This is a genomic window from Devosia sp. YIM 151766, assembly GCF_030285925.1.
In the GTDB taxonomy this organism is placed as follows: Bacteria; Pseudomonadota; Alphaproteobacteria; order Rhizobiales; family Devosiaceae; genus Devosia.
The window spans coordinates 3,174,920-3,188,072 of record NZ_CP127251.1; the positions used below are offsets into that span (position 1 = coordinate 3,174,920).

14 protein-coding genes are annotated in these 13,153 nt (G+C 64.1%); 10 read left to right on the plus strand and 4 right to left on the minus strand.

Annotated features, from left to right (window positions below; genetic code table 11):
- Positions 1-145 precede the first annotated feature (145 nt).
- A complete protein-coding gene (locus O9Z70_RS15625; RefSeq protein ID WP_286020362.1) occupies positions 146-1,915 on the plus strand; it encodes an aminodeoxychorismate synthase component I in 1,770 nt (589 codons plus the stop codon).
- Between the two features lie 2 nt (positions 1,916-1,917).
- A complete protein-coding gene (locus O9Z70_RS15630; RefSeq protein WP_286020363.1) occupies positions 1,918-2,550 on the plus strand; it encodes a nicotinamidase in 633 nt (210 codons plus the stop codon).
- Between the two features lie 63 nt (positions 2,551-2,613).
- Here O9Z70_RS15630 and grpE read toward each other — a convergent pair whose 3' ends face one another.
- Positions 2,614-3,219: a nucleotide exchange factor GrpE gene (gene grpE / locus O9Z70_RS15635; protein WP_286020364.1), complete on the minus strand. Its 606-nt coding sequence runs from the start codon at positions 3,217-3,219 to the stop codon at positions 2,614-2,616.
- A gap of 61 nt (positions 3,220-3,280) precedes the next feature.
- Positions 3,281-4,366: a heat-inducible transcriptional repressor HrcA gene (hrcA, locus tag O9Z70_RS15640; RefSeq protein WP_286020365.1), complete on the minus strand. Its 1,086-nt coding sequence runs from the start codon at positions 4,364-4,366 to the stop codon at positions 3,281-3,283.
- Between the two features lie 141 nt (positions 4,367-4,507).
- Between hrcA and rph the strand changes: the two genes are divergently transcribed.
- From rph to hemW, 3 genes are all read left to right on the plus strand, one after another.
- Positions 4,508-5,224, plus strand: a complete 717-nt coding sequence (rph, locus tag O9Z70_RS15645) for a ribonuclease PH (RefSeq protein WP_286022033.1) — start codon at positions 4,508-4,510, stop codon at positions 5,222-5,224.
- Between the two features lie 196 nt (positions 5,225-5,420).
- Positions 5,421-6,065 (plus strand): non-canonical purine NTP pyrophosphatase, encoded by a 645-nt coding sequence (locus O9Z70_RS15650; protein ID WP_286020366.1) that lies wholly within the window; start codon positions 5,421-5,423, stop codon positions 6,063-6,065.
- Between the two features lie 168 nt (positions 6,066-6,233).
- A complete protein-coding gene (gene hemW / locus O9Z70_RS15655) occupies positions 6,234-7,382 on the plus strand; it encodes a radical SAM family heme chaperone HemW (protein WP_286020367.1) in 1,149 nt (382 codons plus the stop codon).
- 77 nt (positions 7,383-7,459) lie between these two features.
- Here hemW and O9Z70_RS15660 read toward each other — a convergent pair whose 3' ends face one another.
- Positions 7,460-8,683 (minus strand): penicillin-binding protein activator, encoded by a 1,224-nt coding sequence (locus O9Z70_RS15660; RefSeq protein ID WP_286020368.1) that lies wholly within the window; start codon positions 8,681-8,683, stop codon positions 7,460-7,462.
- 95 nt (positions 8,684-8,778) lie between these two features.
- Here O9Z70_RS15660 and rsmI point away from each other — a divergent pair, with 95 nt between their 5' ends.
- From rsmI to O9Z70_RS15685, 5 genes are all read left to right on the plus strand, one after another.
- Positions 8,779-9,666 (plus strand): 16S rRNA (cytidine(1402)-2'-O)-methyltransferase, encoded by an 888-nt coding sequence (gene rsmI / locus O9Z70_RS15665; RefSeq protein ID WP_286020369.1) that lies wholly within the window; start codon positions 8,779-8,781, stop codon positions 9,664-9,666.
- Complete coding sequence (locus O9Z70_RS15670; protein WP_286020370.1) at positions 9,635-10,021, plus strand: YraN family protein; 387 nt, start codon at positions 9,635-9,637, stop codon at positions 10,019-10,021. The genes rsmI and O9Z70_RS15670 overlap by 32 nt, the downstream gene beginning before the upstream one ends.
- 8 nt (positions 10,022-10,029) lie before the next feature.
- Positions 10,030-10,974 (plus strand): glutathione synthase, encoded by a 945-nt coding sequence (gene gshB, locus O9Z70_RS15675; RefSeq protein WP_286020371.1) that lies wholly within the window; start codon positions 10,030-10,032, stop codon positions 10,972-10,974.
- Positions 10,975-11,034: 60 nt separating this feature from the next.
- Complete coding sequence (locus O9Z70_RS15680) at positions 11,035-11,664, plus strand: MarC family protein (RefSeq protein WP_286020372.1); 630 nt, start codon at positions 11,035-11,037, stop codon at positions 11,662-11,664.
- A gap of 106 nt (positions 11,665-11,770) precedes the next feature.
- Entirely contained in the window at positions 11,771-11,893 is a 123-nt protein-coding gene (locus tag O9Z70_RS15685; RefSeq protein ID WP_286020373.1) for a hypothetical protein, read from the plus strand.
- Here the strand turns inward: O9Z70_RS15685 and O9Z70_RS15690 are convergent.
- A complete protein-coding gene (locus O9Z70_RS15690; RefSeq protein WP_286020374.1) occupies positions 11,887-13,059 on the minus strand; it encodes a DUF459 domain-containing protein in 1,173 nt (390 codons plus the stop codon). The two genes, O9Z70_RS15685 and O9Z70_RS15690, sit on opposite strands and share 7 nt — an antisense overlap.
- Between the last annotated feature and the right edge of the window lie 94 nt (positions 13,060-13,153).

Sequence of the window (13,153 nt, forward strand, 5' to 3'; positions counted from 1 at the left end):
TAGGTTTCAAACCGCCCGTTGCCGGGCCTCGGGGCGTATATAGGGGGGTGCGCCGAGGGCTTCAAGCGGGGCATTGGCGAGATTTTCGGCTCTTTGTCGCGCTTGGTGATTTCGCCCGGCGCGGAAATTTCCTAAATCGAGTCCCATGTTCATTCCCGGCACCGTGCTTCTGCACGACAATCTTGCTTCCCAAGGCCAAAACCTGCTGTTCACCGCGCCGCGTGAAGTGCTGGTGGCCCATGACGCGGCCGGGGCGCGGGCGGCCCTGGCCCGCCTCGCCGAAGCCGGCCGGCGCGGCCTCTGGGCCGCCGGCTATCTGGCCTATGACCTCGGTCTGCTGTTCGAGGAGCGGCTCGAACGGCTGTTGCCGCGGCGCAGCCGGACGCCGCTGCTCTGGTTCGGCCTTTACGATGCGCCGCAGCGCCCCGATGGCGAGGCCATCGCCCGGCTGCTGGCGGCGGCGCAGCCGGGCCGCGCGACGGAGCTGGCCCCGATTCTCGATTTCGCGACCTATCGCCAGGCTTTCGAGCGCGTACAGGCCCTGATCGCCGCCGGCGACGTCTATCAGGTCAATCTCACCCTCAAGGCGCGCTTTCGCCTCGATGGCGATCCCCTCGGGCTCTACTCGATTCTCGCCGAGAGCCAGCCCGTCGCCTATGGCGCCTATATAAATGCCGGCGATCACCAGGTGCTGTCCCGCTCGCCCGAACTGTTCGTCGCGGTTCATGGCGATAGGGTCAAGGCGCGGCCGATGAAGGGCACGCTGCGGCGCGGCCATACCGTAGCCGAGGACGCGGCGGGGCGCGCCGCCCTGGCCGCCGATCCCAAGAACCGCGCTGAAAACCTGATGATCGTCGATCTGCTGCGCAACGATCTGGGGCGCATCGCCGAGATCGGCTCTGTCCAGGTCACCGATCTCTTCACCGTCGAGACCTATCGCAGCCTGCACACCATGACCTCGGGCATAAAGGCGCGCAAAAAGCCGGCTATCGGCCTGGGCGAGGTGCTCGAAAACCTGTTCCCCTGCGGCTCGGTCACCGGCGCCCCCAAATTGCGGGCCATGGAAATCATCCACGCGGTCGAAGCCATGCCGCGCGGGCTCTATACCGGCTCGATCGGCTATATCGCCCCCAATGGCGATTTCGCCTTCAACGTCGCCATCCGCACCGCCTTGATCCACGCGGATGGCACAGGCGAAATCGGCATTGGCGGCGGTATCGTCGCTGATTCGACCGCTGAGGACGAATATCAGGAGGCGCTGCTCAAATTGAAATTCCTCTCCGACCCCGCCCCGCCGGTGGTGCTGATCGAAACCTTCAAATGGACGCCGGGAGAGGGCTATGCCCTGCTCGACCGGCATCTGGATCGCCTGCTGGCTTCGGCCGCCTATTTCGCCCTGCCGGTCACCCGCGGCGAGGCCGCCGCTTATCTGGCGGCAAGCGCCGGGGATTGGGCCGGTCCGATGCGCGTCCGGCTGACCCTGTCCGCTTCCGGGCTCGACCTCACCGCCACGCCGCTGCCGCCCAGTCCGGAGAAATTCCGTTTCGCCATCGCCGAGGAGCGTCTCGATTCGACGTCCCTCTGGCTGGCCCACAAAACCACCAATCGCGCCTTTTACGACCAGCCGCGCCAGCGCGCCCATGAGCGGCTTGGCCTCGATGAGGTGGTGTTCCGCAACGAGCGCGACGAGCTGACCGAAGGCTCCTTCACCAATCTTTTCATCGAACGGGGCGGCCGGCTGTTCACCCCGCCCCTGGCCTCGGGCCTCTTGCCGGGCACTTTGCGGGCCGACCTCATTGCCCGGGGCAAGGCCGAGGAACGCCGCCTCACCCTTGCCGATCTCGATGCCGCCGAGGCAATCTGGCTCGGCAATTCCGTGCGTGGCCTCGTGCCCGCCGAATGGATAAAGGACTGACCATGATCGAAATCCAGCGCGAAGACATCCTCGTCGTCGTCGATATGCAATATGACTTCCTGCCGGGCGGCAGCCTGGCGGTGGCCGGCGGCGATGAGATCGTGCCGCTGATCAATGCCCTGGCCAAAAAGTTCGCCAATGTCGTGCTCACCCAGGACTGGCACCCCGCCGATCATATCTCCTTTGCCAGCCAGCACCGGGGCAAGGCGCCCTTCGAGACCATCGAGCTCGACTACGGCATCCAGGTGCTCTGGCCCGACCATTGCGTGTGGAACAGCCATGGCGCCGAGATCAGCCGCGACATCCACATCCCCCATGCCCAGCTCGTGCTGCGCAAGGGCTATAACCGGGGCATCGATTCCTATTCGGGCTTCCAGGAGGCGGATCGCCAGACCCTGACCGGGCTGGCCGGTTATCTCAACGAGCGCGATACCGGCCGGATCTATGTGGTGGGCCTTGCCGCCGATTTCTGCGTCGCCTGGACGGCTTTGGACGGCGCTGCCGGCGGCTTCGGCGTCACCGTGATCGAAGACGCGACCCGCGCCATCGATACCAATGGCTCATTGGCGCAGGCCTGGGCCGATCTCGATGCGGCCGGCGTGCAAAGGATAATGAGCCGCGACATATTGGGCTAGGACCGGAAGTCCCGCACCTCTCCCTCCGGGGAGAGGTGCCGTCGATGAGGGGCCTGCGTCTATTCAGGCGCTCTTGTCGACGCCCTCTGCCCCTTCTTCGGGGGCCTCGGAAGCCACGGGCGCGGCTGCCCCGCCCTTGGCTACGCCGACCATGGCCGGGCGCAATACGCGATCGCCGATGATGAAGCCTTCCTGCACCACCTGCACCACAATGCCTTCCGGCACTTGCGGGTTGGGCACTTCGAACATGGCCTGATGTTTATGGGGATCGAATTTCTGCCCCGCCGCCTCAATCTGCTTGACGCCGTGCTTGGCCAGCAGCCGCTGGGTCTCGCGTTCGGCCAGCTCGATCCCCTCGATCAGGCTCTTGAGCGTGCCGTCGGCGTTCTCGCGGGTTTCCGCCGGCACCACCAGCAGCGCCCGATTCAGCGCGTCGGTGGCGCTCAGCATGTCGCGGGCAAAGCCGGCAATGGCATAGGAGCGGGTATCGGCGACATCGCGCTCATTGCGCTTGCGCAGATTTTCCATCTCCGCGACACTGCGCAGCAGCTTGTCCTTGAGGTCGGCATTTTCGGCCGTCAGGGCCTCGATGGGATCGACTTCGGGCGTTTCGGTCACAGGGATTTCGGTTTCCGGTCCTTCGCCCTGGGCGGCGTTTTCGTCGCTCATCTGATCTTCATCCGTATGCGTAAAAAATCTTCACCGCATATCGTCCAAGCGGGCGCGCAATTCAAGCCTTGCCGCGTTGACGCGCCATCATCGCCGAAATGACATTGGCGGTATAATCCACCACCGGCACGATGCGGGCGTAATTGAGCCGCGTCGGCCCGATCACCCCCAGCACCCCGACGATTTTGTCGTTGGCGTCCTTATAGGGGCTGAGGATCACCGAAGAACCCGACAGCGAGAACAGCTTGTTCTCCGAGCCGATGAAGATGCGCACGCCCTGTCCCCGCTCCGCATCGCCCAGGAGGTCGAGCAGGCCGTCCTTGCTTTCCAGCTCATCGAATAATTGCCGCATCCGCATCAATTCGTCGCTGGCCATGGCGTCGTTGATGAGATTGGCCCGACCGCGCACGATCACCGTCGGTGCGTCGCTGCCCGCTGGCTCGGCCAGCGTTGCGATGCCGGCATCGACCAGTTTCTGCGTCAGCTCGTCCAGTTCCGCCCGTTGCTCGGACCGCTTCTCATTGAGTACGCGCCGCGCTTCCGCCAGGGTCCGCCCCACTACATAATGGCTAAGATAATTGCCCGCCTGGCTGAGCGCGCTGGCCGTATAGCCCGGCGGCAATTCGAGAATGCGGTTTTCCACCTGTCCGTCCTCGCCCACCAGGATGGCCATGGCCCGCGCCGCGTCCAGCCGCACGAATTCGATATGCTTGAGCACCATATCGGCCTTGGCGGCGATGACGACGCCCGCCCCCTGGCTCAGTCCCGACAGCAGCGAGGAGGCTTCGGTCAGGAAATCCTCCACCTGCCCATGCCCGGCACTGCCCTCGATATGGCGGGAAATCTGGTGACGCTCGCTTTCATCGACGCTGCCCAGTTCCAGCATCGCATCGACGAAAAAGCGCAGGCCCTGCTGGGTCGGGGCGCGGCCCGCCGAGGTATGGGGCGCCGCGATCAGGCCGAGATCTTCCAGGTCGGCCATGACATTGCGTACCGAGGCCGGCGACAATTCCACCTGCAATAGCCGGCTGAGATCGCGCGATCCCACCGGCAGGCCGGTATCGAGATAGCGCTCCACCAGCCGCCGGAAAATATCCTGGCTGCGGCTGTTGAGCACGGAAAGGAAGTCTTCGGCAACTCGGGTCATCTGGTTTTCTAATAAAGTCTTCGGCTTTAACCTTGCCACTTCATTTAAGCCCTTCCTCCCCAGCCGCCAAGCGTCTGGCGCTTGTGGGCCGCTCCGTTGAGAGTTAAGAGGCGGTTAACGCTATAATAGACTGGAACCATGATGCGGCCATCCGGACGTCAGCCTGCCCAAATGCGGGCCGTGACCCTCGAACGCAATATTGCCAAGAAAGCCGAGGGTTCGTGCCTCGTGGCTTTCGGCGATACCCGGGTCCTGTGCACCGCTTCGGTGGAAACCAGCGTCCCCTCCTGGCTGCGCGGCAAGGGCCAGGGCTGGGTCACCGCCGAATATGGCATGCTGCCCCGCGCCACCGGCTCGCGCACCCGCCGCGAGGCCAGCGCCGGCAAGCAAACGGGCCGCACCCAGGAAATCCAGCGCCTCATCGGTCGCTCGCTGCGCGCCGTGGTCGACCTCGAAGCCCTGGGCGAGGTGCAGGTCACACTCGATTGTGATGTGCTCGAGGCCGATGGTGGCACCCGCACCGCCGCGATCACCGGCGCCTATGTGGCCCTGGCCGATGCGATCCGCTGGATGGAGGAGCGCAAGCTCACCAGGGGCGTGGCGCTCAAGGACAATGTTGCCGCCATTTCCTGCGGCATCTATCGCGGCACCCCGGTGCTCGATCTCGATTATCTCGAAGACGTCGAGGCCGAGACCGACGCCAATTTCGTCATGACCGGCGCCGGCAAGTTCGTCGAAATCCAGGGCACCGCCGAAGGCGCCCCTTTCGACCGGGCCGAGCTCGACGCGCTGATGGGGCTGGCCGAACAGGGCATCGGCGAATTGGCGCTGATGCAGAAAGCGGCTTTGGGCGGATGAGATTTTGGCGCAAATCCCCCTCATCCGGCGCTGCGCGCCACCTTCTCCCCGAGGGGGCGAAGAATGGTTCGGCGCGCGCCTCTGGTTCCTCTTCCCCTCGGGGAGAGGGTGCCCGAGGGGCGGGTAAGGGAGTTTTCCGGCAAGATAATTGCCCCATCTGGAACGACATCGAACGCGCTCTCGATGGAGAGAAGCCATGAATATTCCGCGTCTTCGTCCCGGTGCCCGGCTCTGCATCGCCACCCATAATGCCGGCAAGCTGCGCGAATTTCGCGAGCTGTTCGAGCCCTTCGGCCTCGAATTGGTTTCGGCCGGCGAGCTCGGCCTGCCCGAGCCGGAAGAGACCGGCACCAGTTTCGCCGAAAATGCCCGCACCAAGGCCCATGCCGCTGCCCGGGGCGCCAATATGCTGGCGCTCAGCGACGATAGCGGCCTCTGCGTCGATGCGCTCAATGGCGAGCCCGGTGTCTATACCGCCGACTGGGCCGGCATGCCGCGCGATTTCAACCGTGCCATGAAGCGGGTGGAAGACGCGCTGCAGGCGGCGGGCGCCATTTCGCCCGGCCAGCGCCGCGCCTTTTTCAATGCCACGCTCTGCCTCGCCCATCCCGATGGCCGCGATATGCTCTATGTCGGCCAATGCTATGGCACGCTGGTCTGGCCGCCGCGCGGCGATCAGGGCCATGGCTACGACCCCATGTTCATGCCCGATGGTCATGACCTCACCTTCGGCGAAATGCCGCCCGAGGTGAAACATTCCTGGATTCCGGGCCAGACCGGCCTTTCCCATCGCGCCCGCGCCTTCTCCCAATTCGTGGAGAACCAACTTGAACATGCTTGACCAGCGCTCGGTGCAACCGATGAAAAGCTCCAGTAGAGCCTTTCAAGCCGTCAGGGCCATGAGCGCTATGCGCGAATGGTGGCGGCAGGTTTGTGCGGAACCATCGCCCATCGCCTCCCTCCCTTTTGGCGGATGCGCCTTCGGGCTGATGACGGATCGAGGTCACCCATGAGCAACGATCTCTTCGGCATCTACGTCCACTGGCCCTTCTGCGCCGCCAAGTGCCCCTATTGCGACTTCAATTCCCACGTGCATCGCGGCCCCTTCGACGAGGACGCCTTTGTCGAGGGCTATAAGCGCGAGATCGCCCATATGGCGGCGCTCTCGCCCGGGCGGCTGGTGCAGTCGATCTTTTTCGGCGGCGGTACGCCCTCGCTGATGTCGCCCAAAGCGGTCGGCGCCATTCTCGACGCCATTGCCGAGGAATGGCAGATCGACCGCCATGCCGAGATCACTCTGGAAGCCAATCCTACCAGCGTGGAGGTCGAGCGTTTTCGCGGCTTTCGCGCCGCCGGCATCAATCGGGTCTCGCTCGGGGTGCAATCGCTGCGCGAGGGGCCGCTGGCCGAACTGGGCCGCCGCCACAGCGTCGATGAAGCCGTTACCGCGGTGCGCATCGCCCAATCGGTGTTCGAGCGCAGCAGTTTCGACCTCATCTATGCCCGGCCCAAGCAAACGCTGGAGGACTGGGAGGACGAGCTCAAGGAAGCGCTGTGGCTGGCGCGCGGCCATCTGAGTCTCTACCAGCTGACCATCGAGCAGGGCACGCGCTATTTCGACCTGTTCAAGGCCGGCAAACTCAAAATGCCCGATGAGGATCTGGGTGCCGATTTCTACGAATTGACCCAGGAATTGACCGCTGAGGCCGGAATGCCGGCCTATGAGATTTCCAATCACGCCGTGCCCGGCCAGGAAAGCCGCCACAATATGCTCTATTGGCGCTATGGCGAATATGTCGGCATCGGCCCCGGCGCCCATGGAAGGCTCATGCTCAATCACCAGCGCCACGCCACCGCCACGGAAAAACTGCCCTTCGACTGGCTGAAGCGCGTCAACGAGACCGGCCACGGCATGATCACCGACGATGTCCTCACCTGGGAGGAACAGGGCGACGAATTTCTGGTCATGGGCCTGCGCCTCAAGGAAGGCATTTCCCCCTCCCGTTTCATGTCGATTTCCGGCCGCGCCATTGCCGCAAAGCAGATCGAGGCGCTCAAGGGCTACGGTTTCGTCGAGACCCTGCCCAACGGCAATATCCGCGTCACCGACAAGGGCTTTCCCGTCCTCGACGCCGTCGTCGCCGACCTGGCGGCCTGACAGGGCGGAACCCCTGGCAGACCTCACAATGAGCCTGTCGAACCGCGAGGAACCGCTTCCACCGGAAATTGAAACGCCTAAAGCTTCGCCCCGTCCAGCGTCGTGAGCATTCCCCCTGCCCCGATCTGCCGGATCACCAGCGCATAATCGCTTTTGCCGTTGCCATGGAACCGGAACAGCCCGTCCCGCCCGGAAAATCCCGCTGGATTGGTTAACAGCGCCGCGTCATAAGGCGGATTGGCCAGTGACAGCGTGTTCACATTGGCCAGAATCACCGCCGTATAGGCAATGGTCGACATTTGCGGCGGCGCGCTGCCGAACCGCGCCTGGTAATCGGCGCGGATGGCGTTGAGGCCGGCTTCGTCCACCGCCGGATAGATGGCGCCGGCCAAAGCCGGATTGGCGAGCAGGCCGCGATCATTGGCCCAATCGGCCGAGCCCACCAATTGCACGTCGTCCTTGCCGATGCCGGCCTGCGCCAGCAGTTCCGCAAACGTGGCGGCGCTGGCCCGGTCGGGAATGAACAGTGCATCGATCATACCGGTTTCGGTCATCGGCTTGGCCTGGTTGACGATCCCTTGCGCCTCGCCGATATCGGCAAAGGTATAGACCGCACTGGGCGAGAACCCCGCGGCGATCGCCTGGGTGCGGAAGGCCATGGCCAGCGCCTCGCCATAGGGGGTCGCCGGAAAGATTCCCGCCGGCCCGCGCCGCCCCTGTTCGCGCAGGAAAGTGACTGCCCGCTTCATTTCCGTCTCGGGCAGCACATTGAGCACATAGACGCCTGGCCCCGCCACATTGCCGTTATTGGCAAAGCCGATCAGTGGAATATTGGCCGCGCGCGTCACTTGCGCGGCGGCGCTGATCTGCTCGGCACTCACCGGCCCCAGCACTAGCCTGGCTCCGTCGGCGACAGCCGCTTGGGCGGCATTGACCGCGCCGGCCGCATTGGTGCCGGTATCGCGCAGCGTGATGGTGATGTTTTCCCCGATATTAGGGCTCGCCTCGATGAAGCCGATGGCCAGCTTGGCCGCATTGGCGAGCGCCGTGCCCAATTGCGTCAGGGCCTGCTCACCGGACAGCGGCAGCAATAGCGCCACATTGACCGGTCCGCGCCCGAAACGCTCGGCATTGCCGCTAACCGCCGGCGCCAGCGGCGCAGCAGTGCCTCCACCCGGGCCCGGTTCGCCCCAGGGCAGGGTCAGGCTGCGGGAGCCGAGCTGGAAGGTGCCTCCCGAACAGCCCGCCAGAGTCGCGGCCAGCCCGATCATCACCGAGCGGCGGGTCCAGGCTGCCGCCATCGCGTCTTTCACCACAAGAGGCCTCAAAGTGCACAATCTGTTAACAAACTCCCCCCAATTGGTTAATCAAGGATTGAAAAATACGGATGGGGCGAATGGCAGGCGACACTCGGGACTATTTCATCGCCGGCACCCGTTTTTTCGCCCCCTCGCTGGCGCCGGGCCTTTATGTCGTGGCGACACCGATCGGCAATCTGCGCGACATCACCCTGCGCGCCCTCGAGACCCTGGCTGCCGCCGATCTGGTGCTCTGCGAGGATACCCGCACCTCTTCTCGCCTGCTCGATCATTATGGCATCCAGGCAAAAAAGCAGTCTTTTCATGAACATAACGAACGCGAGCGCGCTGCGGACATCGCCAGCCGCATCGCTGCCGGCGCCGCCATCGCCTTGATCTCCGATGCCGGAACCCCCCTGCTCTCCGATCCAGGTTTCCCGCTGATCCGGGCGCTGGCGGAACAGGACCTGCCGATCTTTCCCCTCCCCGGCGCGTCCGCCCTGCTCTCGGCCCTGGTTATTGCCGGCCTGCCCACCGACGCCTTCGCCTTTCATGGCTTCCTGCCCAACAAAGCCGGGCAGCGGGCCAATGCCTTGAAAAAACACGCCGATTCACGTGAAACATTGATCTTCTACGAATCGCCCCGCCGCCTCGCCGGCACGCTTGCCGCCATGGCCGAAATCCTCGGCGACAGGCAGGCCATGGTCGCGTTGGAGCTGACCAAAAGGTTCGAGCGCAGCCATCGCGGCACGCTCGCCGAACTCGCTGCGGCTTTTGCCGGCGCGACAACGAAAGGTGAGGCGGTGATTGTTGTTGCCGGCGCCGCCGAACCCACCATTCCCGACGCCGCGGACTGGCAGGCGGCCCTCCTAGATGCGATGCAGAATCAGCCGCTTAGGGCGGCGGTGGACGAGATCGCCACCCGCTTCAATCTCAAACGCAAGGACGTTTACGATGCGGCGCTGGCGCTCAAGCACGAGGACTGAGCGGCGTAAAAACGCCGAGCGCCACGGCCATCGCGGCGAGGCCCTGGCGGCCCTGTTCCTGCAGGCAAAATTCTACCGCCTGCGCGATCGCCGCTTCAAAACGCCGGTCGGCGAACTTGACCTGGTGACCGAAAAGGGCGGCACCATTGTCTTCGTCGAGGTCAAGGCGCGCGGCCGCTATACCGACGAGGCGCTGGCGCTGGGCGCGGTCAATCGATCGCGCATCACCCGCGCCGCGCAATATTGGTTGGCCCGCCATCCCGGCGAAAGCGGGAAGGATATCCGCTTCGACGTAATTTTCCTTGCGTCCCGGCGCTGGCCGCGCCATCTCATCAACGCCTTTCCCGCTATCTGAGAAGTTCCATGTCGCTCAAAGTCGCTGTCCAGATGGACCATATCGCCTCTATCAATCCTGGCGGCGATTCCACCTTCGCCATGATGCTGGAGGCCCAGGCACGCGGTCATGAACTGCTGCATTATACGCCCGATACCCTGTCCCTCCGGGACAATCTGGTGAGCGCCCTGGCCCAGCCGGTCACCGTCACCGATGCTGAAAAGGGCGCCCATTTCAGCCTGGGCGCGGCCAGCCGGGTGGATCTTTCCACCCAGGACGTGGTGCTGATGCGTCAGGACCCGCCCTTCGACATGAATTATATCACGCTCACCCACATGCTGGAGCGCATCCATCCCAAGACCTTGGTGGTCAATCCGCCCGCCGCCGTGCGCAATGCGCCGGAAAAAATCCTGGTCACCGAATTTCCCGACCTGATGCCTCCGACGCTGGTGACGCGCGACCGGGACGAGATTCATGCCTTCCGCAAGGAGCATGGCAACATCATCGTCAAGCCGCTCTACGGCAATGGCGGAGCCGGGGTCTTCTTCATCCAGGAAGGCGACCATAATCTCGTCAGCCTCCTCGAACTCTTCGAGGTCAATTATCGCGAGCCCTTCATGGTGCAGCGCTACCTGCCGGATGTGCGCAAGGGCGACAAGCGCATCATCATCATCGATGGCGAGCCGGTCATGGGCCTCAACCGCATTCCCGCCGCTGGCGAAGCGCGGTCCAACATGCATGTGGGCGGACGGCCCGAGCTCTCCGCCCTGACCGAGCGCGAGCACGAAATCTGTGCCGCCATCGGCCCGGCGCTCAAGGAGCGCGACATGATCTTTGTCGGCATCGACGTCATCGGCGGCTACCTTACCGAGATCAACGTCACCTCCCCCACCGGTATCCGGGAGATCAAGCGTTTCGGCGGGCCTGACATTGCGGTCTTGATCTGGGATGCCATCGAGCGGCGGCGCGGCTGAACCGGGCTTGGCGGCAAGGCACAAATGCCCTAATCCTTGGCTTTGGGCCGGGGAACGGGCATGAATTCATTCCTTGTCGCATTCGCCACCTTGTTCGCCACGGTGGGCGTGGCCGACATCGCCTTCATCTTTGCCGCCCTGACCAAGGACAATACGGCAGCGCAACGCCGCACCTTCGCCACGCGCGGCGTGCTGGTGGCTTTGGCGATCCTGTTGTTCTTCGCCGTCCTGGGCCACGCCATCCTCGACATATTTGGCATCACCATTCCCGCCCTGCGCACCGCCGGCGGCATCCTGTTATTTTTGATCGCCATCGACATGGTGTTCGCCCGGCATTCGGGCGGCACCGGCACCACTGATGAAGAAGAGGTCGAAGCCCGCCAGAGCCACGATATTTCGGTATTTCCGCTGGCCATGCCGCTCATGGCCGGTCCCGGCGCCATCAGCGCCGTCATCCTGCTGACCACTGGCGCCAAATCCGATCTCGAATTCTGGCTGGTGCTGGCGGCTATCGTTGTGACCTTGGCGCTGGCCTGGCTGACCCTGCTCATCGCCATCCCGATCCAGCGCCTGCTGGGCCTCACCGGCCTGTCGGTGGTGTCACGCGTTGTTGGAATTCTGCTGGCCGCCCTTGCCGTGCAATTCGTCTTCGACGGCATCCAGTCAAGCGGTCTGCTGAGTAGCGTCTGACTGGCAATTTCAATCAAAATTGCGGCATTAAGCAAGTCTTAACGCTGTCCTTGACCTGGTCGGGGCAGGAGCGCACACCAGAGCCCGTTGCTCTGGAGGACAGTCGATGCGCCTGGCCGCGGCCCTGCTATTTCTGATCTTCGCCATGTTGTCGGCCAATGTCTCCGCCGTCAGCGCCGTGCGCTCGGAAATGCCGAACCCGATGTCGGCGCTGCCGCCGGATTACTGAAATCCGGCTTCTTCTCCATCGGCTTGCGGCTCGACACCGACCCCGAAAGCGTCGACGCGGCCATTCGGCGCCCGGACGAGCTGGTCGAGCGTGAAGCCCGGTCCCGATTCCTGCGGATTGACCGCCAGGACCAGATCATCCGCCCGCTGCGGCGCCCGGCTCAAGGGCATGACGGCGCCCGCCACTTCCAGCAGCCGGTCCTGACCCAGCCCCTGATAGGGGGGGCGCAGCATGGCTGCGGCGTCGGTGCCCAGAAGCGGATCGGCAATGGCGATGCTGACGCCGCCACCGCGATAGAAGCTGCGGATTGCCTGGCTGATATAGAAAGCCAGCTTGTCCGAGCCGGCGCTAGAAAAATGGATGCCGTCATCCTTGCGCATCAACGCGTTCTGCCCGTTGACGTCGGGGCCATGAGAGGAATAGCGCCCGTCCTCGCCCACGAAGCGGTCATAGATGTCGAGAAATTCCGCTCCTCCGGAAAAGGCCGCCATTTTGTGCAGGGCGCTGATCTGGCTGATGGCCGCGGAATATTCCGAGCGCGACATCGGTGGAAGACCCAGCCAGACCACCGGTTTCCGCGCCGCCCGCAATTGGCCGAGAAAGGCATTGAGCCTGCCCTGATAGGCCGAAATCCAGCCATCGCTGAGCGCCGGATAGGTCTGGCCGTTGGCGCGGATTTCCTGCCGGTCATTGATGCCGATAATGACGACGGCGATGTCGAAATTATCGGCCGCGATTTGTTCGGCCAGAGCCTTGTTCCAGTCGAAATAATCGTCCCGAACGAAGCCCGACGAACTGACGCCCTGCCCGATAACCACCAGGTTCGGGTCTTCGGCGTAGAAACGCTCCAGGGCGCGCGACAGATCGATGGCCAGCGAATCGCCGAAGACGGCCAGCCGGGTCGCATCGGGGGCCTTGTCGATGGCCGGCTGGACCGGCGCCGGCGGCAGGGTCGCCCTCGGCGCGCTTTGGCGCGGCTGGGGCTGCTGTACCGGAGCGGCGGGTGCCGGTTGCTCACCGAACAGCAGGTCGAACAATGTACGGCGCCGGGGCGCTTCCTGCTGGGCGACGAGCATGCGGTCGCCGGCCTGCATTTGCGCGAACGCCGGGCCGGTCTCGGCAAGCGCCATAACGGCAATCAGCAGAAAAAGGACGAGCCGCTTCATCGATATGTCCGGACCTTCTGCCGCCTTTTAGCATCCCGGCCGATGCAAGACCACGCCGCACGCGCGCGCGTGACATGTGGTTACGCGGCCGGTC